The sequence below is a fragment of the Zooshikella harenae genome (genome assembly GCF_018837975.1).
Classification (GTDB): Bacteria; Pseudomonadota; Gammaproteobacteria; order Pseudomonadales; family Zooshikellaceae; genus Zooshikella; species Zooshikella harenae.
In genome coordinates, this window is record NZ_JAGSOY010000006.1 from 42,101 (window position 1) to 64,049 (window position 21,949).

Genomic DNA, 21,949 nt, shown 5'->3' on the forward strand with positions numbered 1-21,949 from the left:
CACTGATAGCTTAGGTTTTAGTGTTGGATGATAATGGAAAATTGATGATTAATTTTAAACCTCCCAGAGAAGATTGTTGGGCTGTGACCTGAGCTTGGTGCGCTTCACAAATTGCTTTCACTATCGCTAAGCCTAAACCTGCTCCACCTTTTACGCGCTGCCTGGATGTATCAACACGGTAAAGTCGGTCGAACAAGTAAGGAAGTGAATTCTTTGGGACCTCTGGCGCCGAATCCTCCCAGGTCACAGTTAAATTATGATCAAGCGTTTTAAGTGAAACATGTATTTGTCCGGGGCTATCTGTGTAGTGTAAAGAATTGAACAGTAAATTAATGAACAATTGTTGTATGCGATCAGCATCAATTTTCAAGGCAATTGGCTTGATGCATTGGTCATTTATGGATATGGATAACTGGTGTTTTTCAAGAAGTGGTGTATGGCGTTTAACTAACTTTTCTAAAATAGGTTGCAAGGGTTGAGATGACAAATGATAGTCAATTGCACCTGTATCTTCTTGGGCTAAGTGATGTAAGTCGTTAACTAAGCGTGTTAATCGCCCTAGGTCATCTTGTAGTGATTGAATACTGTTAAGGGTCAGTGGTCGGATGCCATCTTCAATTGCTTCAAGCTCAGCTTGTAAAACACTGATTGGAGTACGAAGTTCATGAGCTATATCCGCTAACCATTGTCGTCTTAAATGTTCCTGGTGTTCCAGAATGTTACTTAATTGATTGAAGTCTGCAGCGAGTAAACCAATTTCATCATGCTGCTTAATTTCCAATGTTGCGGCTTGCTTTTGACTTGCCAAGGTATTCATCGCGGTTCGAAGTTTTTGAATGGGTTTAACTATTGAGCCTGCAAGGGGAATGCTCAAGAGGGCGCTTAATGCGATGACGATCCCGGTAAAAATAAGCAGTAGTTGGCGCTGAGATTCAGCAAAAGCAATATCATTAAAGTCCGTGAGTTCCTTTCTTGGAATAACCCCAACATGGCCTACAAGTTGGTTATTTATCTCAATTGGGAGTGTTAGAGGGACAGCTTGTTTAGGGACATGGCCAATTAATAATTGTTGTTCTTCATTAAGTAAGACATAGCGACGTAGAAAGGCTCTAAATCGAGGTCGATGTATAGGTATGGGAGGGCGAGACTCTCTTCTTGTTGGGTTGAGCGCTTTTATCAGTAACTCAGCCCAGTGTTGTGGTTGATCAACTAAAGGTTGCCAACTGTTACTTTGTTGATAATACCTAGTAAGCTCTGGAATGATCTGTTCAAGTTGGTTTTTATCTTGTTGATTAATATATTTTAAAAAGCCTCGATCAAAATTCCATTGTATTAATCCCAGCATCATTAAGGCGACTAAGCAGGTTGCAATAACGACAAGAATATACAGCTTCCAGCGTATGCTGAGAAAAATTGTGCTAGGATTTGATGAGTTTATCTGTTGTTTCATGGTTTGGTCATGATGTGCTTTTAGCGTATTACTTTTAAAATGCAGCTAAGGGAGTATGCTCATGCTTCTCTATGGAGTTCCTTTATCACCTTTTGTTCGTAAAGTTATAGTGTCATTGAAGCTATTGAAGATAAATTACGAACTTAAGCCTGTCATACCTTTTGAACTACCAAAGGATTTTGATCGACTTAATCCTCTCCGGAAAATACCTGTATTAGTTGATGGTGATTTAACAATTCCTGACTCAACGATTATCTGTTTGTATTTAAATGACCAATATGGCCAGCAATATGAATTGTATCCTGCTGATCCAAAACTCAAAGCACAAGCTTTGTGGTTTGAGGAATATGCTGACAGTCGAGTTATGGAAGTTTTAGGTCCGCCTCTATTTCTGGAACGTGTCGTTAAACAAAGATTTAAAAAGCAGCCAGCTGATGAACAAAAGGTTGAAAAGACAATTAATCAAGATATTCCACCTGTACTTGATTATTTAGAATCTCATGTACCCGTTTCTGACTATGTATTTGATACATTCGGCATTGTTGAGATTTCATTAGGTAGTCAGTTTTTAAATGCTCGTTACGCTAATTATGAAATTGATCCATTACGTTGGCCAATCTTGGCTGCGTACTTAGAGCGTATATGGCAAGAACCATTGTTTAAAGAGTGCATGCAGGTTGATGAAAAGCTGCTTTCGTCCTAGTGGCTGAATTTTATTTTCCAAAGTGCTGTTGTTGAATTTGTTGGAAGAGTCCTTTTTGTTTGATGGCTTCAAGTCCATTTTTAAAGGCTTGCACGATAGTGTCATCAGTCTCTTTATTGAATGCCATGTAATAACCTTCAGGAGAAAGCTCCTTTAAAAAAAAGGTTTTTTTTAGCGTTTTGTGAGGGTCATAGCCCGCTTTGCGGGCTATATAGTATGCTACCAGTTCATTCATTGCCCAAAGGTCAATACGTTTATTGACCAACAAGTTGAAGCTTTTTTCATAGCTATAGGTGCTGACTAAATGAACGCCTTTCTCAAATCCATTTCCGATTAAATACTGTTCTCGAACGCTTTCAGGAAAGGTTCCCATTAAATAGGGCTTGGCATCTTGAAGTGTGCTTATAACGATGTCATTTCGGCTTGGTAGTCTAAACAAGAAAGATTTGGCTGGTGCAATGACCCCTATCCAATTGAATAGATTTTCGCGTTTATGGTTTCTGCCAATAGAAAAGATGAGTGTATTTGGTTCATTTAGTGCTGTTTGGTAGGCTCTTACCCAGGGATAAACCCTAATTTCTGGGTTTATCTTTAGCTCTTTGAATACTGCCTGGACAATGTTGGTGCTGAGACCAACCAGTTTGTTGTCCTGGGTATAGTTATAAGGGGGGAACTCCTCGGTTACAACACGAATATTAAGTTCGAGGGCAAAACTCTTTACGTATACCAGGCCGAGCACAAGCCATAGACTATATCTCACGAAAACCGCCATATTAGTTGAGAGGTCGCTGTACTGCTAACAGTATAGTCAAGGCTTGGCAAGGCAGGAGTGTCAGTAAATATTAGGATGCATTAACACAAAGAATGTAACCAGAGATGAACTCTGGATCCTGGGTATACCAAGGGTGACACTCCGTTGGGTACTTTTTGCTACAGCGTTCAGCCAGTTGGTGAAAGGTAGAGCGACCTGGATCTGCGAGAACAACCTGCTTAACTCCTGCCTGCAGAGAGCGTCGAATTAGGTTGTATACCTTGCTGACTAACTCATCCCAGAAACAGATATCAGTCCCTAATACGGTGTGATGCTGTGCCAGCTTTGCTTTACTGAGTTTTTCAAGAGGAGCTTGCTCAGTATCAATGGTTACCTGGTTGAAATCAGCCAACGTTTGAAGATAAGGAAAGACACTTGAGTCTAGGTCTACACCTGTAGCTTTTGCGTTAAAGCGTTTAGCACAAAATATACTTGTCGTTCCCCAGCCACAACCAACTTCTAATAAGGAGGTTTTATTAGGCAAAGGGTGAAAATTTAGATAATCCATTAATAAAAAGCTTGAATGCCAGAGCTTATGGCCATGCACTGACGGCTTGTGCTTTCTTTTTAGTGTTTTAATGGCGTGGTGTTTTTTTTCAAGCACCACAATACCATGTGCTTGAATAGTGTTAGGTTCATTATATTCGTTGAAGTATGGCATAACTGGGTAGTTCTACCTCCTTGTTTGCCGTATAAGTAGCAGTGAGAAATACTTTGAAGTGTAAATAATAAGGTTTAGGCAAGCAAGCGAGGATTAAATTGCTTTTTAGTAAGGGTTAAGAGGAGGGAAAAAAAACAGCTTGTGTCATGCAGTGAGAGGGTTTTGGAACGTTAAGCAGTAAGAGGAGATAACGATCTTGACACAAGCTGATATAAAGATGGCTTAAAACGTGTTGGTTTTGATCAAGATGTTCTGACCAAAACGAAATCAATCCTGAGATAGTGCTACCTCACCTCCTTCATGGAATGTAGGTTTCGTTTAAAAATGAATGTCTGAATAACTTATGTTGTAAAATTACTACAATTTTTTAAGTTTAGCAATGGTGAATTATCAGAAAGTTTGATTCTTTTGATAATTATCATGCTTTTAATCTAAGGTTATGGAAAGTAACTACAGTGTTACGGTTAATACTGAGGATTAACTGCACACTATAGAATTGTTGTTATATTACCTATATTTTGTTGCAAAGAAGTTACAGGGTGCGAGCAGTTTAATGATGCTGACTGGTTAATTGATTACTTAAGCGGGGGGGGGAAACTCGTAGAGCTGTCATTAGTTAAGGTAGGGCTTTTAAGTGCGTAAAAACACAGCAAGCACTGTTGATATGCAAGGCCAATAGTCAGATGTATTAGTGATGGCAGGAAAGGGGAGTGCTCTTGTAATTGAGCTAACTAGATTACGTCATAGCAAATTGGCTGTTAACAATATAATGAACAGGCAGGAGACAATTGCTGAAATCGTAAGGATAGACTTTTGGGACTCAGACATAATCATCGGTTGTAATAGTTTTATTATTTGCTGCTAGCTAATGTTTCGCGAGCTACTCGTCCAAACAGAATAGTCCCTTGTCAGGAGAAGAAATACTGTGTTTTGGTAACAAAAGGAACTTGTTTGTAACAGGAGGTTTCTGATTCATCAAAGTGATGCTTAGATGAGTTATTTATGAAAATGAGAGTCCTGGTATTTGAGGAAAAGGCTGGTTAGTTGATTATAAATGCACATTAGCATTATTTAGCTACTTGATATCACTACAATAGATGTATAATTATACAGTAATTTGATTTAGGGTAGTACATTATTTAACCATGGCAATTATTTTAGGTATTGACCCAGGCTCTAGAGTCACTGGTTATGGTTTGATTAGCCAGCTAGGGGCAAAAACTGACTATGTTGCAAGTGGTTGTATCCGAATGACAACAACTGATCTACCTGATCGGTTGCAAGAGATATTTCAGGGTATAACTGCTGTTATTGAACGTTATATGCCCCAATCCGTTGGGATTGAACAGGTATTTATGGCGAGGAATGCAGATTCTGCATTAAAACTGGGACAGGCTCGAGGCGCGGCAATTGTGGCTGCTGTAGCTCAAGGGCTGCCAGTGTCAGAGTATTCTGCCAGGCAGGTAAAGCAGTCGGTGGTGGGCAAAGGTGGTGCAGATAAGTCTCAAGTTCAGCATATGGTGCAACATTTATTGAAGTTATCGCGTTGCCCCCCTGCTGATGCCGCTGATGCGTTGGCTGTAGCTTTGTGTCATGCCCATACACAACAAAGCTTAATCAAAATTGCAGGGGCTTCAAGTACACGGCGACGTCGGATACGCTGAAGCATTATTAGTTGATGTTTGAACATGCGAACTTAATTTTATGATTGGACGTTTAAAAGGGGTTTTGATCATAAAACAGCCTCCTGAGCTGATGATTGATGTGCAGGGGGTGGGTTATGAGTTAGAGGCTCCAATGAGTAGCTTTTATCAGTTACCTGAAGTCGGTGGTGAGGTTACGCTCTTTACACACTTAGCAATAAGAGATGATGCCCATCAACTTTATGGGTTTGTCACTCAGCAAGAGCGAATGTTATTCCGTGCGTTAATTAAGGTGAATGGGGTTGGGCCTAAATTGGCGCTAACCATTCTTTCGGGTATGGAAACTCAAGACTTTGTACATAGTATACAGCGCCAAGACACTGCAACATTAGTTAAGTTGCCAGGGGTTGGTAAAAAGACGGCAGAACGCTTGTTGATTGAAATGCGTGACCGATTAAAAGGCTGGGAAACTGACAGTGGGTCATTATTCTCTATGCCATCAGATCAGTCCGGTGAGCATGATGTATTGCAGGATGCAGTTAGTGCATTGCAAGCGCTAGGTTATAAGGCCTCTGATGCAGAGAAAGCTATCAAGGCTCACTACCAGACAGGTGCAACACGAGAAGAGCTAATACGGCTCGCTTTGAAAGGCATGGTGAAGTAAGGGGGGTGCTGTGTGATTGAAGCTGATCGACTTGTAGCACCTGCAGCCTCTGGGAGGGAAGATTCACAGGATCGAGCTATTCGCCCTAAACGTCTGCAAGACTATGTTGGACAACCTCAAGTTCGCGAACAAATGGAAATCTTTATTAATGCAGCACGACAGCGAAATGAGGCTTTAGACCATACATTGATTTTTGGGCCTCCTGGGTTGGGAAAAACAACACTGGCAAACATTCTGGCAACAGAAATGAATGTGCAGTTGAAAACAACCTCGGGACCTGTTCTTGAAAAAGCGGGTGATATTGCTGCCTTACTCACTAATTTGGAGCCAGGTGATGTGTTATTTATTGATGAAATTCATCGCTTAAGCCCAATGGTTGAAGAAGTGCTTTATCCAGCAATGGAAGACTATCAACTGGATATTATGATTGGTGAGGGGCCTGCGGCACGTTCTATTAAGCTTGACCTGCCACCATTTACATTGGTGGGGGCAACTACCAGGGCAGGGCTGCTAACTTCACCATTACGAGACCGGTTTGGTATAGTGCAGCGACTTGAGTTTTATAATGTACCTGATTTAACTCATATCGTAACTCGTTCTGCCAATATTTTAGGAGTAGCTATTGAGTCTGAAGGGGCTACTGAAGTAGCAAAGCGTTCTCGCGGTACTCCTCGAATTGCAAACCGGCTATTGCGCCGAGTAAGAGATTATGCAGAAGTCAGGGGTGAGGGCATCATTACGCAACCCATGGCAGATCAGGCGCTGTCTATGTTGGCCATTGACCATATTGGCTTTGATCAACAGGATAGAAGGCTGCTGTTAACAATTATTGAGAAGTTTAATGGTGGTCCTGTAGGGGTTGATAGCTTGGCTGCAGCGATTAGTGAGGAGAGAGGCACAATAGAAGATGTGCTTGAACCTTATTTAATGCAGCAGGGTTATATCTTGCGTACACCTCGTGGTCGGGTTGTTACAGATGCCGTTTATCACCACTTAGGCTTACCTAAACCTGCTTAGCTATGACAGCCTGATTTAACAGCGGTAGGCTGGCTATCCTTTAGCAGGCAACAAATTACCTTTTCACTGTCATTATTTATGGAGTTGCTGTGTCCATTTTTGCCTTAAATTTTCGTATTTATTATGAGGATACAGATGCGGGAGGTATTGTTTATTATGTTAACTACCTTAAGTTTATGGAGAGAGCCCGCACTGAATATTTAAGACAGTATGGGTATGAGCAGGCAAAGCTTCATGAACAAAATGTGATGTTTGTTGTCCATAGCGCTACGGTGGATTATAAAAAGCCTGCCAAGCTTGATGATAAAATAGATGTTAGCGTGTCATTATCCGAAGTTAAGCGTACATATTTAGTGTTTCATCAGCAGGTTACATTAAGTGAAACAAGAGAACTTCTGTGTGAAGCGAAGGTTAAAGTTGCTTGCGTCACATTTGATTCGTTAAAGCCTCAGGCTATTCCTCGTGATCTTATTTGTAAAATTGCATAAGTCTTCGTAAAACAACGACAAGTAACAATGTGCAGTGTTATGATTCGCCCTGCTTTTTATTAGGCAAGTATTTAGCAGGTGTCGTCTTTGATTGCAGATGTCTGCTGATAGGTAGGATGAAATGATGGAAACCAAAGTGGTCATTGATCTATCTAATCAGTATACCAGTGCTAAAAAATGTAATTTAGTTGCCGGCTAACGTTTTAATACTATTGCATTTACGGGTACTCCGTTAGGGGGATGTAGTGACTGAGTCTTTGTCCATTTGGTCTTTGATTCTACAAGCTAGCTGGGTTGTACAGTTAGTGATGCTTATTTTAGTAGGCGCGTCGATTGTTTCATGGGTTATGATCATTCAGCGTGCATTTTTGATAATAAATGCACGTCGTGCAGCGTCTGCATTTGAAGACCGGTTTTGGTCTGGTATAGATTTATCAAAACTATTTAGACAAGTGACCAATGACCCTGATCCTGATAGTGGAATGGAGCATATTTTTCGCTCAGGCTTTAAAGAATTTACACGACTGAAGCAAGATTCTGGTGCTGATGCAGATGCCGTAATGGAAGGCACTCAGCGTGCAATGCGTGTGGCAATGTCTCGTGAACAGGAGCGTTTGGAAACGAACCTGCCTTTTTTAGCAACCGTAGGCTCAATTAGCCCCTATATTGGTTTATTTGGCACGGTAATAGGTATCATGGACTCTTTTAGAGGACTTGCTAACCAGACACAGGCGACTTTGGCAACAGTTGCACCAGGTATTGCGGAAGCGTTAGTGGCAACAGCAATGGGTTTGTTAGCTGCAATTCCTGCTGTTGTCGCTTATAACCGTTTTTCTGCACGTGTTGATACGGTGCTTAATAGCTATGACACTTTCTCTGAAGAGTTTTCTAGCATACTACACCGTAATGTGCATAGCCGGCCGCGGAAGCAGGGGTAAGTTATGGCAAGGCGTGCAACACGCAAGCAGATATCAGATATTAATGTAGTGCCTTACATTGATGTTATGTTAGTTCTGCTGATCGTATTTATGGTCACTGCACCTATGCTCACTCAGGGGGTTAATGTTGATTTACCCAAGACTAATGCTAAGCCGTTGGATGTAAAAGAAGACGAAGAAGCTATCATTGTTTCAGTAAAAGAAGATGGCACTTATTACATCAATATTGGTAAGCAGCAAGATCAACCCGTACCTTTGGACGCAATTACAGAGCAGGTGAGTAAAATACTACGTGTTAAGCCTAATCGTATGGTTTTAATCAAAGGGGACGAAAAGGTTGACTATGGCATTGTTGTGACCGCGATGGCTGCTTTGCAGCAAGCAGGTGTGCCAAATGTTGGCTTAATTACAGACCCGCAAGATTTGACTCAATAGAAGTGGTTAGTTTGTGAGGTTTCCAAACGGTTATACATTACCTGCTGTATTAGCAGTGGGGTTGCATTTGATCATGATTATAGCTGTATCTATAGCTTGGCCATCACCTACAGAGCGACATACGGTTAAACAGCCTAAGTTGATTCAAGCAAGATTAGTAGGCTTAAAATCAACAACAAAACAGCAGCAAAAAGCGGCAACACCTCAAAAAAATAAAGTTAATCAGCAAGCAAAACAAAAAGCGGAAGAAGCTAAGCGCAAAGCGGCTGAGGAGGCTAAGAAAAAAGCAGCTGAAGCAGCCAAGCGTAAAGCGGCAGAGGATGCTAAACGCACAGCGGCTGAAGCGGTTAAACGTAAAGCACAAGAAAAAGCGCAACAAGAAGCGGCTAGGAAAAAAGCGGAAGAAGTTAAGCGTAAAGCTGCAGCAGAGGCAAAACGTAAAGCGGCTGCAGAAGCGAAACAAAAAGCAGCAGCTGAAGCTAAAAGAAAGGCAGCTGAGGCTGCTAAGCGTGCTCAGCAGGAAAAATTGCGTAAGCAACGTGAAGCTAAAGCACGCCAAGAACGTGAGCGTAAAGCAAAAGAAGAGGCCTTGCGTCGTCAGCAAGAGTCTGAGTTGGAGAAAATGTTGGCTGCAGAAGAAGCTGATGAGCGTGCTCGACAGGAAGCGGCTGCGAGTCAAAAACAAGTTGCTTCAATGACAGCCTTAATTAAGCAACTTGTTGAACAGAATTGGCGAAAACCCAGTTTTTTGACCAAAGGGTTGCAAGTGGGGTTACAAATTCAATTAGTTCCTACTGGGGAAGTTGTGAATGTAACTGTTATTCAGTCCAGTGGTAACCCATTATTTGACCGTTCGGCAGTACAAGCTGTGGAGCGTGTAGCACGAATTCCTGAGTTAAGGCAGCTCAAACCGCGAGTGTTTGAAAGTAATTTTCGTCGATTTGCTATGAATTTTAGTAACCCGGAGGACTAAGCGCAGTGAAAAAAATTATTTCCACAATGCTGACGCTGCTGCTGGTATCATTCTATGGACAGCAGGCGTTAGCAGAGCTCACCATTGAAATTACTCAGGGTGTTGATAGTGCTGTTTCTGTAGCGGTTGTGCCTTTTGGAGGTAGTAGCCCTGAGGATATAGCCAATATTGTAAACAGTGACTTAAAACGTACAGGGCAATTTGACCCTTTTGATCCAAATAATATGCTTAGCATGCCACATACAGAAGGTGATGTGGTTTTTGCTGACTGGCGTAAGTCAGATGTCGAGTATCTCGTAGTTGGCAATATTAACAATGCTGGTGGTCGCTATGAGGCCAGTTTCTCAATCCTTGATGTTGTTCGCCAACAAAGCTTAGCAGCAGGCAAAATTGCGAGCACTAATGTTCGTAAATTAGCACACCGTATCAGTGATCAGGTCTATGAAAAAATAACTGGAATACGTGGTGCGTTTGATACGAAAATCATGTATGTTACCGCCGAACGATTGGGTGGACAGCGTTCACGTTACCAATTGAACTACGCTGATGCTGATGGCTATAATGCGCGAGCCATTTATACCTCGAGTGAACCCATTCTTTCTCCTACTTGGTCACCCGACAATAAAAAGGTTGCTTTTGTCTCCTTTAAAGGAGGCAGACCTGGTATTTATATTCAGGATCTGGCAACAGGCAAACAGCGTCGTATAACAAATTATAAAGGTTTAAATAGCTCTCCCGCTTGGTCGCCAGATGGTCGGCAGCTAGCGGTTGTGCTGTCTAAAGGTGGAAACCCTGATATTTACTTGGTTGATGTCAATTCAGGTGCCTTACGGCAAATCACTAAACACTTTGGGATTGATACTGAACCAAGTTGGATGCCAGATGGCTCAGCTATCGTGTTTACTTCAAACCGTGGTGGTTCACCACAAATATATAAGTCGACACTGGCAACTGGCAAAGCTGAGCGACTGACACATGAGGGTAAATACAATGCTAGAGCCAGGGTTTTCCCAGATGGCAAACAAATTGCCATGGTTCATAAAGGGCAGGGAGTTGCACAATTTAATATTGCTGTTTTAGAGCTTGAAACGGGAAGAATGCGTCTACTGACGTCTACTTCATTGGATGAATCACCTAGTGTTGCGCCAAATGGTACCATGCTACTGTATGGCTCTATGCAAGGCCAGCGTGGTGTGTTGTCTGCCGTTTCTGCAGATGGGGCTGTGAAACTTAACTTGCCTTCGAAGCAAGGGGATGTACGCGAACCTGCATGGTCAAACTTCACTTATTAATGTCACCATGTAGTGTTTGTTTTCTCTAAAGCAATTTTTTAGCAAACCGGGAGTTATCTATGGATTTTTTGAAATTCGGTAAAGTTGTACTGCTTGCATCTTCCGTTGCCTGGCTGGCAGGTTGTAATACAACTGGTGGTGATAGCGCTAGCTCTGTAGGAGATGCAGATGTATCAGCCACCACGGGTGTTGCAACTGATGGTATTGATGGAAGTGTTGATGCGCAAACACAAGCACTGTTAGATAAAAAGGTGTTTTTGTTTGGCTTTGATGACTCTAAAATTTTACCAGAAGACTATCCTGCACTTGATGCCCATGCAGCTAAGCTAGCATCTAACTCTAGTGAAACTATTATTATTCAAGGCCACACTGATGAGCGTGGAACCCGTGAATATAACTTAGCTCTTGGCGAACGTCGTGCAAAAGCAGTTAAGCGTTATTTGGTTTTAAAAGGTGTTGCACCTGAGCAAGTTGAAACAATCAGCTATGGTGAAGAGCAACCTGTTGCACTTGGCCATGATGACCAATCTTGGCAGCAAAACCGTCGAGCTGTTATTGTTTCCAATGGTGCTTACTAAAATAACTTTAGTTTGAACTGATTGGTAACTTGGTAGCAAATACAACAAATTATGTTTATGTGTTGCCAAGTGCCCGCAAACATTTTTAAATTGTTTGCAATGCCATAGATGGGTGTCATTCATCCATCTTTGGGTACAGCAATAAAGTGTTTAGGGTTCGATTAAGTCATGACTCATTCAACAGCTCGAACAGTGAAACATGTGTTGGCAAGCTTAAGCTTGGCAGCAACAAGTCTACTTATGATTTTACCTTCCTATGCTGAGGTTCCGGTTGTTGAGCCTACGCCTTATGGTCGATCCAGTGGGCAAGCAGCACCCTCTCGTGGATATCAAGGGGGGAGTAGTACCGCGTTGTTCGTGCAGTTAGAAGAATTACAGCAGGAAGTGCTGTCTTTACGTGGCTTAGTAGAGCAGCAAGCATACCTGATCAAACGTATGCAGCAGGAGCAAAAAGATCGCTATATGGATCTTGATCGGCGAATTTCCGATCTTGCAGCGGGTGGAGCTGGTGCCTCTGCTAATAGCACCCAAAGTGGTGGAGCACAACAAGCTACGGATGTTTCTGCCACATCTGATAAAGAGAAGAAGGCATATAAATCAGCTTTTCAGTTGATTCGTCAAAAACGCTTTGATGATGCATTGACAGCATTAAAGGCATTTGTAGAGTCTTACCCATCAGGTCCTTACACAGATAATGCATATTATTGGCAAGGTGAAGTTTACTTGGCACAAAATCAGCTTGAGCCAGCTAAAGAAGCATTTACTCAAGTGATTAATAAGTTTCCTCAAAGCCGTAAATTACCTGACGCAACTTACAAGCTAGGTCGGGTTTATTTCCAGCTGGGGGATAATAAACAAGCGAAGCATTATCTAGAAAAAGTAACCAAAGAATTTCCTGACGCAGCTGCAGCTAACCTTGCAGCAGCCTTCCTTAAGCAGGTTAACTAAAACCTACTGTTTTAGTTTTTGCCAGCAAGTAATACTTGCTGGTTTCTCCTTGATTTGATTTCCGCTATACTCTCGCCGCCTAATGAATCGTCTTGTTTAACAAATTTAATAATCAGGACTTCCTTCGGTTATTATTTTGACATCTCTTCTTCATGCTTACAGTTCTTAAGTCCATTGTGATGTATTCTTATAAGCATGCTGTGAGTGAAATATTGCAGGCAATAAAAGATAATCCAGTTTTATGGCAGTAGAAAAAAATGAGTGAAAAGCAGCTTCGCTTAACAGAGATATTTTATTCACTGCAGGGTGAAACAAGAACCGCAGGCTTGCCTACAGTGTTTATTCGGTTGACGGGGTGTCCACTAAGGTGTGGTTACTGTGATACTGCCTATGCCTTCTCTGGTGGTCAAATTTGGTCATTGAATGCGATTATGGCTGAAGTGCTGCAGTATCAGCCACATTACGTGACAGTCACAGGTGGTGAGCCTTTAGCACAACCAAACTGTCTGCCATTACTTACAGCACTTGCGGATGTAGGCTATGAAGTTTCACTTGAAACCAGTGGCGCTTTACCAATAGAGCGTGTTGATCCGCGCATTGTTGTTGTTATGGATCTTAAAACACCCAGCTCAGGAGAGTTACAACGTAACTTATACAGTAATATTGAGCATTTAAAACAGCAGGATCAGGTAAAGTTTGTTATTGGTAGTCGAGAAGATTACCAGTGGGCGGTGTTTAAAATAGATGAATATGATTTAACGCGTCGGGTTTCAGAGGTTCTTTTTTCACCGGTTCACCATGATGAGCTAGAGCCACGACAGCTTGCAGAGTGGATACTCGCTGACCGATTACCTGTTCGCATGCAGTTGCAGCTCCACAAATACTTATGGAATGATGAGCCAGGGCACTGACGTGCTGTTGCTGGAAATAAGTTCCCTTCTTTTTGGATTTTCCTTATCACCTTTTCTAATTTCTTTTTCAAAAGAGTTATTAGAACCTATTCGCTAACAAGGCATTTTTTGTGGCAAATATGGTAGCATCTATTCCACACCAAAATTTTCTCGTTAGCCTGATACTTGATGAAGTATGACTGCAGATATTAATAGACAAATTGTCAAAGACTACCTGGCAACAGAGCACTTGCAAAATGATAAGTACAGTAGTAAGCAAGTACGTCAACTAAAGCAGAAGATAAAACAGCTGTTGAACGCTGAAGATGCTGTACTGGTCGCACATTACTATACCGATGACATTATCCAAGAGCTTGCTGAAGAAACAGGTGGTTGTGTCTCTGACTCACTGGAAATGGCGCGCTTTGGTAGCCAACATTCTGCTTCGACATTGTTGGTTGCAGGGGTTCGCTTTATGGGGGAAACCGCAAAAATTTTAAGTCCAGAGAAGCGCGTGTTAATGCCGACGTTGGAAGCAACTTGCTCATTGGACTTAGGTTGTCCCATTGACGAGTTTTCTGTTTTTTGTGATGCAAACCCTGATCGGTCTGTTGTTGTGTATGCAAACACTTCTGCGGCGGTCAAAGCTAGGGCTGACTGGGTTGTGACATCAAGTATTGCGCTTCCTATTGTTGAGCATTTGGTGGAACAGGATAAACCTATTATCTGGGCGCCAGATCGCCATTTAGGTAGTTATATTCAGCGTGAAACAGATGCTGACATGATATTGTGGCACTCTGAATGTATTGTGCATGATGAGTTTAAAGCGAAGGGGATCCTAGACCTGAAACAGGTATACCCTGAGGCTGCAGTGTTGGTTCACCCAGAGTCCCCTGCTTCTGTTGTTGAATTAGCTGATGCAGTAGGTTCAACATCTCAATTAATAAAAGCGGCGCAGTCTTTACCTAACCCTCAATTCATTGTGGCTACTGACCGTGGCATTTTTTATAAAATGCGACAAGCCGCGCCAGGCAAGACCTTCTTGGAAGCGCCTACAGCTGGAACAGGAGCGACTTGTAAGAGTTGCGCTCATTGTCCCTGGATGGCTATGAATGGTTTGGGTAATGCTATTAGTACACTTGAACAAGGTAATAATGAAGTATTTGTAGAACCTGAGCTGGCAAAGCGAGCAATGATTCCTCTCAATCGAATGCTTGAGTTTGCAGCTGAATATCAGCTTAAAATTAAAGGTAATGCTTAGCCTTTGTACCTTTATGCTTATCAGTGATAGAGCTATTAAAAGAGCCAACAAGAAGTGATAAACATCCTGTTGGCTTTTTTTATGGTCAGGCCTGCAAGCTTGAAGTATGGGTTAATAAACTTATTTAACCAAAGCCAAGGTCTTTTAATTCTTTTTTATAGGCTCTTAGGTCTTCTATTTGTTTGTTTAGTTTTGCAGTAATTGCAAACTTACCTTTTGCAAGTTTCAGTGCGTATTCAAGGTGTTCAATTGCTTTATCAACATTACCATTGAGCCGGTAGTATTCTGCTCGAGCTTCATGTACACCCAAAATATTTTTATTTAACCCTCTTGCCTCTGCGAGTAAGTACCATACATAGGGGTCGGTTGCACGATTGCGTGAAAGACGGCGTAAGGTTTGCTCTGCTTTTGCGTATTGTTTTCCTGCCATCTGGTTTTCAGCCAGCTGTAACATTAATGCATGATTTTTTGGATAAATATCCAATAAAGTTGTCACTGTTTTGTTAGCTTGGCTTATATTGCCCATCGCTTTTTCCAGTCGCGCTTGTGCTAGTGCAAACTGGATATTATCAGGTGATTTTTCATAAAGCGGTTTGAGTGTGCTTTGGGCTTGTTTTAGTTGGCTACTTGCTGTTTGTGCCAGTGAAAGACCATAACGCGCCACAGTTTGCTTGGCATTAGCTTTGAACTGTTTGGCTGCAGTTTGTGGAGTACTAGCATAATGAAGTTTAATTTTTGCTTTGATTAGCCCATAACGAGAGTTATAGGTGTAATTTTGTTTAGGAAATTGTGTTGCTCGGCTTTTTGAATCCGCGATACGGTTTTGAGTGACAGGGTGAGTTAACAAAAATTCAGGTGGTTTTTGCCCAAGAAAGCGTGTTGCACGATTCATTTGCTCAAACATGGCTGGCATAGCTTGAGGGTTCATTCCAGCACGATAGAGGTTTTGAATACCAACATTGTCAGCTTCCCGTTCATTTTGTCGGCTAAAACTGAGCATCTGGCTGCGCATACCTGCTTGTGTGGTAGCCAGTGCCGCAAATCCTGCATCTCCTCCACCTGCGGCAAGAACGGCTATGCTGGCAAGAGTTGCGGCAATGTAAGGCAATTTGTTTCGTTCAGCATTTTCAACACCACGAGCATAGTGTCGTTGACTTAAGTGTGCTAATTCATGGGCAATAACGGAGGCAAATTGATGTTCATTTTTAGCATAGAGAAAAAGACCTGCGTTAATTCCAATAATGCCACCTGGTGCAGCAAAGGCATTAAGCTTAGGACTATCAATGACTATGATCTCTAAACGACGGTCTTTAACTTCGCTGGTATTGATGAGCTTAAAAATCAGTTCTTCAACATAGTCCTGTACTTCTGCATCCTGCAGCATGGGGACCTGGCCGCGAAGGGAGGCGAGAAATGCACGGCCAAGCTTGTGCTCATGGGATGGAGAAACAATGGCTGAACTACTATCCCCTAGGTCCGGAAGTAAAAGCTCATTCCCTGATGCAGTCAATGAAAGAGCCAATGAACAGGTACATATTGTTGTGCAAAATTTTTTAAACATGATGAGATTTTTTCGCCAGCGGATAAAAAAGATTCAAACAATTCTTCTGACGGCTATCCGAAAGAGCGTTTATAAATGAAACCTTGATCCTATTGTGTCGTTAGTGACAGCCAGTTGTCACCTTGTTAAGTTGAAACACATTAACATGATGGAATTTAAACTGTCTCCTAGAAGCCTCTGTACTTTTTACTGTCAGTGCATTTTAGTGCATTGCGTTTTAGTGCATTGCGTTTATGGATGCTAGCCGTAATAATGAGTTAGCATTATTCCTTATACTGCAATTAGTTACTTGATTCGAGTGCATTGAGCACACTTTTGTTCCTTGGCAGAGCTTTAAGGTCAGGATAACAACAAATTATTGAGCCACCATGACAACTACTGATATCGAACTGGATATGATTGGGCAGCGTTGTCCAATGCCATTGTTGAAGGCTAAGCAAGCGCTTGTATCAATGCAGCTGGGACAAGTACTCAAAGTTGCGGCCACAGACCCTGGCTCAGTTAGAGACTTTGCTGCATATTGTCAGCTGAGTGGACACACGTTACTTTCAAGTAATTTGGTTGATGGGGTTTACTACCACAGGATTAAAAAAACATCTTAGTGGCTTTAGGGCAAGATGCCAATTCAAAATGTACATGGTATGAAAGGTACACCGCATGTTAGACGTTTTTAAAAGCTGGTTTCATCGCTATTTTTCTGACCAGGAAGCAGTTGTGTTAACTGTGCTATTGGTGGTGGGACTTGTTGTGATTCTTACCATGGGCGTTATGTTGGCTCCAGCACTGGCTGCATTGGTATTAGCATTTTTGCTTCAAGGTCTGGTTGCTTTATTAGAGAAGTATAAAATACCTCATGCGCTTGCAGTAACCATTGTGTTTATTCTATTTGTTGCTGCTTTAACCCTGATATGTTTTGTATTGTTACCCTTAATTTGGGATCAGATAACAGGGTTAGTTAATGAACTGCCTGCCATGATTAAAGATGGACGTCAGATTCTATTGTTGCTGCCAGAGAAATATCCTGAGTTTATTTCTGAGTCTCAAGTTAATTTATGGATTAGCTCAGCAAGTAAACAGTTAGCCGATCTAGGACAAACGGTGTTGTCCTTTTCACTTTCTCAACTTCCTAATTTTGTAGGAATCATTGTTTATTTAATCCTTGTACCTATTCTTGTTTTTTTCTTTTTGAAGGATCGAAACGTTTTACTCAATTGGGTAACTGCTTTTTTACCAAGTGAACGTCCCTTGATTGATCGCGTATCAGAGGAAATGAACGAGCAAATTGCAAATTATGTTCGTGGCAAGGTCATTGAAATTCTTATTGTGGGGACGGTTACTTATATTGCTTTTGCCTTTTTGAATGTTAATTATGCTGCTTTATTAGGTTTGCTCGTAGGGCTGTCTGTTATTGTTCCTTATATTGGCGCTGCCGTTGTCACAATACCCGTTGCGTTAATTGGTTTCTTTCAGTGGGGCTGGGGTAATGATTTTATTATTCTAATGGTTGTATACGGTATTATTCAGGCACTTGATGGGAATGTATTAGTACCCTTACTTTTCTCAGAAGCAGTTAATTTGCATCCCGTAGCCATTATTGTCGCAGTGCTTGTGTTTGGGGGACTTTGGGGCTTTTGGGGCGTATTTTTTGCTATACCGTTGGCAACTTTGCTCAAGGCGCTATTGTCAGCCTGGCCAAGAGTTTCTACAAAAGCAGAGGGAGTAAACCCGCAAAGTTAGCGGGTTTGACCAATAACAATCAAGTTGTTTAAGACAAGGCCTCTGCCGCAGCAAGTACTTCTTTAACATGGCCTGGAATGGATACTTTACGCCACTCTTGTCTAAGTACGCCTTCTTTATCAATTAAAAATGTACTGCGCTCAATACCCATAACCTGTTTGCCGTACATATTTTTCATTTTGATGACATCAAATAGCTTGCACAGTTCTTCGTCTTGATCAGAAATAAGTGCAAAGGGAAAGTTTTGTTTCTGCTTAAAGGCTTCATGCGATTTTAGTGCGTCGCGGGATACGCCAAACACAACTGTTTTGCATGCTTTAAACTCGTTATAGTGGTCTCTGAAGTCTTGTCCTTCCGTTGTACAGCCTGGCGTGCTGTCTTTAGGATAAAAATAAAGTACGACGTTATATCCTTTCAGGGCTGACAACAAGACATCTTTATTGTTGGTTGCTTGTGCTTGAAAGTCACTTACTGGTTCACCCACGGTTACACTCATTATGCCGTCCTTACTCTTTGTACAGTTGTTGCTGAATTACAGTAACAGTTAGTTAGATATGAGAAACCCAGAGTGGGGTTATGATGATCACTAACGACTACCTGTGTACTACTTATACAGGTATGAAGCCGGTAATGTGTAATAATTTAACGGATTGCGGTGGAATTATTAGAGTATGATTTTATTAAGATTAGGTAAAGAGATAAAGCTATTTACAGGAGAGGGCTGCTACTGACTAGCTGCAAATTGTTCACTTAGTCAATGTTATGTGACTTAAAACATACTCAAGCCGCAAAGTATTTTTTTTAGGCATGAATATTACGGGATTACTTGAGCAATTCAGCCAGCCTCAGTAACATAACCGCCAATTAAAGTGTGAATGGAGCAAGGCAATGATTTCAGGCAGCATTGTAGCCCTAGTAACCCCTATGCATAGTGGGGGTGGTATAGATTGGGAATGCTTGACGAGACTGGTTGACTTTCATTTGGAACAAGGTACTCATGCTATAGTTGCTGTGGGAACCACTGGAGAGTCTGCAACCCTGACTGTTCCTGAACACTTGAAAGTGATTAAACATGTTGTACAACAGGTGAAAGGAAGGATTCCCGTTATAGCAGGTACGGGGGCAAACTCAACAGCTGAAGCAATAATTCTTACCCAAGAGGCTAAAGATGCAGGCGCTGATGCCTGTTTACTGGTAACTCCTTACTATAACAAGCCGACTCAGGAAGGATTATTTCAGCACTTTAAAACAATTGCCGAGCAAATTGATATACCTCAAATTTTGTATAATGTGCCTGGCCGTACAGCCGTTGACCTGCTTCCTGAGACTGTAAAACGTTTGTCTGAACTCCCTAATATTATTGGTATCAAAGAAGCAACAGGTGATGTCTCTCGTGCTGTGGATATTATTGAGCAGTGTGAGAGAGAGTTTTTGGTATTGTCGGGAGATGATGCAACAGCAGTGGAGCTTATGCTAGCAGGAGGTAAGGGGAATATCTCTGTAACGGCAAATGTGGCGCCAGCTAAAATAGCTGAACTATGCACTTTAGCTGTCGCAGGTAAAACTGAAGAAGCTAGAGCGTTGAATAATAGTCTTATGCCACTACATAAAGCGTTATTTTGGGAGTCAAACCCCATCCCTGTTAAGTGGGCTTTGGTAGAAATGACGTTAATTGACAAAGGAATACGTTTACCATTAACCCCCTTAAGTGAACAATTCCGAGCACCATTAGTTGATATTTTACGGGAACAAGGATTGCTATAATGGCGCCTAACTATGTTCAATTTGACCTTAACCCAGGTCGTCTGAAGTGCCTGCTTGTGGCATTTTCTGTAACAGCCAGTGCACTATTATCTGGGTGTAGTTTTTTTGGTGACGGGGGGTATATTAGAGACCGTTCCAATGATTATTTAAAAGCGGAAACTACTCCTCGCTTACAATTGCCAGAACGCTTAAAAGAGAATGCTATTGATGATGCGATGGCAATCCCTGAAATTGATCAGGATACAACATTAGCTGATGAGTTTCGGTTACCGCGTCCTGAGCGTGTGGTAGTGAAGTCAGATAATGTCCATTACCAAATTATTAAACGTGGACCTCTACGTTGGATGATTACTGATAAAACACCTGACTATGTTTGGCAGGAACTGCTGTCTTTTTGGAAGCAAAATAAAATTTCGCTTGAAAAACAAGATACATCTGCAGGTGTGATGGAGACGGGTTGGTTAACACCTCGAGAGTACAGTAATGCTGACTTTATTGGTCACTTTATTTTGGATCTTATTGGTGATGATGATGAGGACCTGTTTAATGACAAGTTTCGTGTATTTGTAACAAAACGTGCAGAAACAGGAGAAACTCAGGTTTTTGTTATGCATGGTCGACAAACAAAGTCGCAACGTGATGATGATGAGCAAATAGATTGGGAAAAAAATAAGCAATCGACTGATGCTTATGCGGCAGGAATGTTGAACGAACTCTTACTGTACTTCTCTCGAGGAGGGAGTGGTCAACAGGTAGTAGATACTTCACTAGACCTTAGTGCAACAGCATTACTTGAGGAAGATGGTAATGGTAATCCTGCATTGTTGATCAAGGCGCCTTTTGAACGAAGCTGGGCTGCTACAGGTCAAGCACTGGCTGAGGCGAATATTAAAGTGGCAGATAAGAACAGGTCTGCAGGTTTGTACTATATAGCTGTAGGAGAGAACCAGGAACCCGTTAAGGCTGAAGAGGAAAATCCTGGGTTTTTTTCCCGTCTGTTTGGCGGTGATGAGGATGAAGAAGAAGGGACAGCTAAGCCAACACAGTATCAAATCAGGGTAACGCCCTTTGGTAATAAAGTATATGTTTCTGTTGAGAAAGACATTAACACCATTGCTCCAAAAGACTTTAGTCAGGATTTGCTAAGGTTAATAAAGGATAACTTGCGATAGTGATGTTGAAAGACCAGGCCAAGTGCCTGGTTTTTTTTGTCTGAATTATTCTGTGTGCCGCAATAGTGATTTGTTCGTGGAGAAAATCAATGGAAAAGCGTAATGAGTTGTATTCGGGGAAAGCAAAGTCGGTTTATACGACGGATGATCCAAATCGATTGGTATTGCACTTTCGTGATGATACCTCTGCGTTTGATGGTAAGAAGAAAGAAGCATTAAATCGTAAAGGTGCCGTTAATAACCAGTTTAATGCTTTTATTATGGAAAAACTTGAAGCTGCTGGTATAGCAACTCATTTTGATAAAATGTTATCAACACAAGAGTCTCTGGTTAAATGCTTAAAGATGATTCCTGTAGAATGTGTGGTGAGAAATATTGCAGCAGGAAGTATCTGTCGTCGTTTAGGTGTGCAAGAAGGGATAACGCTTGAGCAACCTGTCTTTGAATTTTTCTTAAAAAATGATGAGCTGGGCGACCCAATGATCAATGACTATCATATTGCGGCATTTGGGTGGGCTGAGTCGGTGCATGTAGAGCGAATGAAAAAGCTTACCCTTGCAGTAAATGATGTGCTTAAGCCACTCTTTCTGTCTGCAGGACTCTTGTTGGTAGACTATAAACTTGAATTTGGCCTTTATGAAGGTGAGCTAGTACTAGGTGATGAGTTTACGCCTGATGGTTGTCGTTTATGGGATGCTGAAACTAGAGCTAAGCTTGATAAAGACAGGTTTCGCCAAGGATTAGGTAGTGTGGTAGAAGCTTATGAAGAAGTAGGGCAGAGACTTGGAATTACCTTTAATTACTAAGCATTTTTTCTAGCGAAGTGTCACTGCTGGTTAGCACGCTCGCTAATGAGTGGTGACGCTTTTGGACGGATTATACATTTGGCTTCTTATAATTTTCTCTCAGGTTTATTACTAGTTAGTCACTAAAATGAAGTGTACATTTGCTGTTCAATTTGAA

At 41.7% G+C, this 21,949-nt stretch carries 23 protein-coding genes; 18 read left to right on the forward strand and 5 right to left on the reverse strand.

Annotated elements, in window-relative coordinates; all coding sequences use genetic code 11:
* Positions 1–10: 10 nt before the first annotated feature.
* The gene (locus tag KCG35_RS04420; RefSeq protein ID WP_215818459.1) at positions 11–1,450 is read right to left on the reverse strand and encodes an ATP-binding protein; all 1,440 of its coding nucleotides are present in this window, start codon (positions 1,448–1,450) and stop codon (positions 11–13) included.
* A gap of 61 nt (positions 1,451–1,511) precedes the next feature.
* Here KCG35_RS04420 and KCG35_RS04425 point away from each other — a divergent pair, with 61 nt between their 5' ends.
* Positions 1,512–2,153 (forward strand): glutathione S-transferase family protein, encoded by a 642-nt coding sequence (locus tag KCG35_RS04425; RefSeq protein ID WP_215818460.1) that lies wholly within the window; start codon positions 1,512–1,514, stop codon positions 2,151–2,153.
* 10 nt (positions 2,154–2,163) lie between these two features.
* On the opposite strand, the gene KCG35_RS04430 is transcribed toward KCG35_RS04425, so the two are convergent.
* Both KCG35_RS04430 and KCG35_RS04435 read right to left on the reverse strand, forming a co-directional pair.
* Complete coding sequence (locus tag KCG35_RS04430) at positions 2,164–2,913, reverse strand: substrate-binding periplasmic protein (RefSeq protein WP_215818461.1); 750 nt, start codon at positions 2,911–2,913, stop codon at positions 2,164–2,166.
* Between the two features lie 82 nt (positions 2,914–2,995).
* Positions 2,996–3,625 (reverse strand): class I SAM-dependent methyltransferase, encoded by a 630-nt coding sequence (locus KCG35_RS04435; RefSeq protein WP_215818462.1) that lies wholly within the window; start codon positions 3,623–3,625, stop codon positions 2,996–2,998.
* Positions 3,626–4,770: 1,145 nt separating this feature from the next.
* On the opposite strand from KCG35_RS04435, the gene ruvC reads away from it, so the two are divergent.
* From ruvC to nadA, 12 genes are all read left to right on the forward strand, one after another.
* Positions 4,771–5,289: a crossover junction endodeoxyribonuclease RuvC gene (gene ruvC / locus KCG35_RS04440; RefSeq protein ID WP_215818463.1), complete on the forward strand. Its 519-nt coding sequence runs from the start codon at positions 4,771–4,773 to the stop codon at positions 5,287–5,289.
* Between the two features lie 40 nt (positions 5,290–5,329).
* The gene (gene ruvA, locus KCG35_RS04445) at positions 5,330–5,932 is read left to right on the forward strand and encodes a Holliday junction branch migration protein RuvA (RefSeq protein WP_215818464.1); all 603 of its coding nucleotides are present in this window, start codon (positions 5,330–5,332) and stop codon (positions 5,930–5,932) included.
* A gap of 12 nt (positions 5,933–5,944) precedes the next feature.
* A complete protein-coding gene (gene ruvB / locus KCG35_RS04450; RefSeq protein ID WP_215818465.1) occupies positions 5,945–6,949 on the forward strand; it encodes a Holliday junction branch migration DNA helicase RuvB in 1,005 nt (334 codons plus the stop codon).
* A gap of 89 nt (positions 6,950–7,038) precedes the next feature.
* Positions 7,039–7,437 (forward strand): tol-pal system-associated acyl-CoA thioesterase, encoded by a 399-nt coding sequence (ybgC, locus tag KCG35_RS04455; RefSeq protein ID WP_309227285.1) that lies wholly within the window; start codon positions 7,039–7,041, stop codon positions 7,435–7,437.
* Positions 7,438–7,682: 245 nt separating this feature from the next.
* Positions 7,683–8,375 carry a protein TolQ gene (gene tolQ, locus KCG35_RS04460; RefSeq protein WP_215818466.1) on the forward strand — a complete coding sequence of 231 codons (693 nt, stop codon included), beginning with the start codon at positions 7,683–7,685 and terminating at the stop codon, positions 8,373–8,375.
* A 3-nt stretch (positions 8,376–8,378) separates the two neighbouring features.
* Positions 8,379–8,810: a protein TolR gene (gene tolR / locus KCG35_RS04465; protein ID WP_215818467.1), complete on the forward strand. Its 432-nt coding sequence runs from the start codon at positions 8,379–8,381 to the stop codon at positions 8,808–8,810.
* A gap of 13 nt (positions 8,811–8,823) precedes the next feature.
* Positions 8,824–9,783 (forward strand): cell envelope integrity protein TolA, encoded by a 960-nt coding sequence (gene tolA / locus KCG35_RS04470; RefSeq protein ID WP_215818468.1) that lies wholly within the window; start codon positions 8,824–8,826, stop codon positions 9,781–9,783.
* Between the two features lie 5 nt (positions 9,784–9,788).
* Positions 9,789–11,075 carry a Tol-Pal system beta propeller repeat protein TolB gene (gene tolB, locus KCG35_RS04475; protein WP_309227286.1) on the forward strand — a complete coding sequence of 429 codons (1,287 nt, stop codon included), beginning with the start codon at positions 9,789–9,791 and terminating at the stop codon, positions 11,073–11,075.
* 59 nt (positions 11,076–11,134) lie between these two features.
* Positions 11,135–11,653 carry a peptidoglycan-associated lipoprotein Pal gene (gene pal, locus KCG35_RS04480; protein ID WP_215818469.1) on the forward strand — a complete coding sequence of 173 codons (519 nt, stop codon included), beginning with the start codon at positions 11,135–11,137 and terminating at the stop codon, positions 11,651–11,653.
* Between the two features lie 168 nt (positions 11,654–11,821).
* Positions 11,822–12,601, forward strand: coding sequence for a tol-pal system protein YbgF (gene ybgF / locus KCG35_RS04485; protein WP_215818470.1), 780 nt, complete (start codon positions 11,822–11,824; stop codon positions 12,599–12,601).
* A 257-nt stretch (positions 12,602–12,858) separates the two neighbouring features.
* Positions 12,859–13,512 carry a 7-carboxy-7-deazaguanine synthase QueE gene (queE, locus tag KCG35_RS04490; RefSeq protein WP_215818471.1) on the forward strand — a complete coding sequence of 218 codons (654 nt, stop codon included), beginning with the start codon at positions 12,859–12,861 and terminating at the stop codon, positions 13,510–13,512.
* A 175-nt stretch (positions 13,513–13,687) separates the two neighbouring features.
* Positions 13,688–14,752 (forward strand): quinolinate synthase NadA, encoded by a 1,065-nt coding sequence (gene nadA / locus KCG35_RS04495; RefSeq protein WP_215818472.1) that lies wholly within the window; start codon positions 13,688–13,690, stop codon positions 14,750–14,752.
* A gap of 124 nt (positions 14,753–14,876) precedes the next feature.
* Here nadA and KCG35_RS04500 read toward each other — a convergent pair whose 3' ends face one another.
* Positions 14,877–16,313, reverse strand: a complete 1,437-nt coding sequence (locus tag KCG35_RS04500; RefSeq protein WP_215818473.1) for a M48 family metalloprotease — start codon at positions 16,311–16,313, stop codon at positions 14,877–14,879.
* Positions 16,314–16,681: 368 nt separating this feature from the next.
* Here KCG35_RS04500 and KCG35_RS04505 point away from each other — a divergent pair, with 368 nt between their 5' ends.
* Positions 16,682–16,915, forward strand: coding sequence for a sulfurtransferase TusA family protein (locus KCG35_RS04505; RefSeq protein ID WP_215818474.1), 234 nt, complete (start codon positions 16,682–16,684; stop codon positions 16,913–16,915).
* A 55-nt stretch (positions 16,916–16,970) separates the two neighbouring features.
* The gene (locus KCG35_RS04510; protein ID WP_215818475.1) at positions 16,971–18,050 is read left to right on the forward strand and encodes an AI-2E family transporter; all 1,080 of its coding nucleotides are present in this window, start codon (positions 16,971–16,973) and stop codon (positions 18,048–18,050) included.
* A gap of 28 nt (positions 18,051–18,078) precedes the next feature.
* On the opposite strand, the gene KCG35_RS04515 is transcribed toward KCG35_RS04510, so the two are convergent.
* Positions 18,079–18,546, reverse strand: coding sequence for a peroxiredoxin (locus tag KCG35_RS04515; protein WP_215818476.1), 468 nt, complete (start codon positions 18,544–18,546; stop codon positions 18,079–18,081).
* A 392-nt stretch (positions 18,547–18,938) separates the two neighbouring features.
* Here KCG35_RS04515 and dapA point away from each other — a divergent pair, with 392 nt between their 5' ends.
* The 3 genes from dapA (at position 18,939) to purC (ending at position 21,792) form a co-directional block, all read left to right on the forward strand.
* Complete coding sequence (gene dapA / locus KCG35_RS04520; RefSeq protein WP_215818477.1) at positions 18,939–19,814, forward strand: 4-hydroxy-tetrahydrodipicolinate synthase; 876 nt, start codon at positions 18,939–18,941, stop codon at positions 19,812–19,814.
* Entirely contained in the window at positions 19,814–20,986 is a 1,173-nt protein-coding gene (gene bamC, locus KCG35_RS04525) for an NlpB/DapX family lipoprotein (RefSeq protein ID WP_215818478.1), read from the forward strand. Before dapA ends, bamC begins: the two co-directional genes overlap by 1 nt.
* Positions 20,987–21,075: 89 nt before the next feature.
* Positions 21,076–21,792 carry a phosphoribosylaminoimidazolesuccinocarboxamide synthase gene (gene purC / locus KCG35_RS04530; RefSeq protein WP_215818479.1) on the forward strand — a complete coding sequence of 239 codons (717 nt, stop codon included), beginning with the start codon at positions 21,076–21,078 and terminating at the stop codon, positions 21,790–21,792.
* The last annotated feature ends 157 nt before the right edge of the window (positions 21,793–21,949 follow it).